3 protein-coding genes are annotated in these 2530 nt (G+C 43.5%); 2 read left to right on the top strand and 1 reads right to left on the bottom strand.

Annotated elements, in window-relative coordinates:
* Positions 1 to 257: inorganic diphosphatase (locus F6K20_RS33770; RefSeq protein ID WP_287297698.1), on the top strand; the 257-nt coding region annotated here is incomplete at its 5' end.
* Between the two features lie 143 nt (positions 258 to 400).
* Here the strand turns inward: F6K20_RS33770 and F6K20_RS33765 are convergent.
* The gene (locus tag F6K20_RS33765; protein WP_287297696.1) at positions 401 to 559 is read right to left on the bottom strand and encodes a hypothetical protein; all 159 of its coding nucleotides are present in this window, start codon (positions 557 to 559) and stop codon (positions 401 to 403) included.
* Between the two features lie 737 nt (positions 560 to 1296).
* Between F6K20_RS33765 and F6K20_RS33760 the strand changes: the two genes are divergently transcribed.
* Entirely contained in the window at positions 1297 to 2208 is a 912-nt protein-coding gene (locus F6K20_RS33760; protein ID WP_008189251.1) for an MBL fold metallo-hydrolase, read from the top strand.
* Positions 2209 to 2530: the final 322 nt, after the last annotated feature.

Here is a 2530-nt window from a genome sequence, read left to right as displayed (position 1 = left end):
CTAGACCAATCGGGATGCTGGAAATGATCGATGGAGGTGATCGGGATGAAAAAATTCTGTGTGTTCCTGACAAGGATCCTCGCTACGCTGAAGTAAAAACTCTCCAAGATATCGCGCCCCATCGGTTGGATGAAATTGCTGAATTTTTCAGGACATACAAAAATCTGGAAAAAAAAGTCACTAAAATTTTAGGATGGAAAGATCTTGATCAGGTAATGCCTTTGGTGGAAGAGTCAATCAACAACTATAAGCAGTAGGGACTGATCAAGTAGGGACTCATCGGTGAGATGAGTTCCACTAGAGTTTCTTTTCTTAGGCTAATGGTTAGATGCTAGAAAGCTAGCAAAGCGATTAGCCATTCTCTGTTTTAAGGGCAAGCATAACAAAAAATACCCCAACCCTAATCAAGTAGGGTCAGGGAGTGATCCCAACAGAAGGTGACATACTCCCACACTGACTCTTTGAGTTCAGTGTGGGCTTCTTGCCAACTCCACCCAATAGTTAGGATACAAGGCCGTAGGCCACGCGGGGCGCGTTCGGCAAGGTTTATTAATGACACGGGATGCCCCTCCGCGCCGGAACATACAATGAGTTTGAGTTTTTTCTTAGGCACGTAGGTGGTGGTTAGCTCTTCATTTGTCTTCCCTACTAGATTTAGTATACACGGTCTTCGATCCTGTCCGCAATTCATCTCACACTCATGGCGTAGCATTGAGATGTGAGATGAATTGCGGATGAAGCTAAAAGATATTACCTTTTTAGGTGAGGAGATAATCAGGTGAGGATGGGATGGGGTGAGCAGTTATACTTGAGATGGGCATACACTGAGCTTTTGGTTTAGCTGTCGAGGTTAAGCTATAAGGAAATGGGCTGACTTCCGATAAATGAAAGCTGACCGATCAAGGGATAACCGATGATTTACCAGTTCCCATTCTAATTGATTGAATTAATTTGATGCGTTTGTGACATAGGTCACAAACTGTTTGTTCCTAAATCCGTTAAAATTAACCAACACTTAAGATACAGTTAAGAGAAAGCATAACTGTATCTTAACTTGTTTAGGGGGGCTGAAAGGTTCCAAATTAGAGATCTGACTAAATTACTGGGGCTGTTGTGGTTGCTTTCCCCCATCTATTTACTCTTGATGTATTCAATTTGATGTATGAAATCCGCCCACTTTAACAGAAAGTAGTGGTTAACCCTGATGGTTACTCATTTTCACCCGAGTATCCTCTAGTCGGAATCTACCAATGGGAATAATTTATAACTTAGGCTGACGTAATTCACAGATTCAAGATGCAAAATCTAGTAGCACCCACACGAGGCAACTATAAGGCTAAACCCAGCCTAAACAATGGCACTGGAGGCGACTTGAGCGTCCGATTTTGGGGCGTTAGGGGTCAAATTTCGGCTCCTGGGACAGATACAATTCGCTATGGTGGCAATACATCTTGTGTAGAGATGCGTGTTGGTAGAAAACGCTTAATCTTTGACGGTGGCAGTGGTTTGCGGGTGCTGGGAAATCATTGGCTTAAGCAAATGCCCATAGAAGCTCACATTTTTTTTTCTCATAGCCATTGGGACAGCATTCAAGGGTTTCCCTTTTTTACTCCTGCGTTTATTCCTGGTAACTGTTTTCATATCTATGGAGCAGCAGCACCTGATGGGGCATCCATTGAACAGTGTCTAGGTCAGCAAATGATTGCTCCAAATTTTCCAGTGCCCCTTCAGGTCATGCAGTCAGATCTGAAATTTCACGGGCTGAGGTCAGGTCATACAGTAACCCTAGATGATGTAACTGTAGAGGCTGTGCTTCTTAATGACTCACATCAAGCAATGGGCTATCGGGTAAACTGGCAAGGATATGCTGTTGTGTACGCCACTACTCACTCCAATGGTTGGGGTGCCATTGATGAAAATCTACGATACCTATCCCGTCAAGCAGATTTGCTAATTTTGGATGCTCCCTTTCCCCTCACAGGAGATGATCTGTCTAATTATTCACCTTTGATTTGGCAAGATCAGCGTTGGCAAACTGGCATAGCAACGGCAAAGGTGGCAGGTGTTAAGCGCATAGTTATGTCTCGTTATCATCCTGACTATAATGATGATTATCTCGACAAACTAGAAAAGCAACTCCAGTCTTTCAATGGTAATCACTTACTGGCTCGCGAGGGGATGGTTTTGCCTGTTTGTTCAAGGGTATAGGTTATTAGGTATGACTATAGTGCTGGAATTTTAGCTGAACCGCGAGAAGCCCCGCACTTTACCTTCATTGGCTAAGTGTCGTATGGGAAGCGCGGGGTAAGCTCCGGAACGAAGCTTACCAATGTGATATACTAGAAATGGTAGGGAAGATAAATAAAGAGCTAACCGCCACCTACCAAATAAAAATATAACTTTTTGTATTGTTCCGGCGGGTCGGGGCATCCCGGAGACGAAACCTTAGAATAGGGTTTGAAGTTACCGTAAGATCAGGTCGCCTTTTTGGGTTGTAGGTTATGCAGAAAAGGTTTAAAACTATTGTTAT

This window comes from Moorena sp. SIO2C4 (assembly GCF_010672485.1).
Taxonomy (GTDB): domain Bacteria; phylum Cyanobacteriota; class Cyanobacteriia; order Cyanobacteriales; family Coleofasciculaceae; genus Moorena; species Moorena producens.
Note: the sequence above shows the minus strand (reverse complement) of the source record. Positions and strands in the feature narration are given on the sequence as shown.

Bases quoted from the DNA above. Each gene is read 5' to 3' on its own strand.
- F6K20_RS33760 (WP_008189251.1), top strand. From the start codon at position 1,297: ATGCAAAATCTAGTAGCACCCACACGAGGCAACTATAAGGCTAAACCC.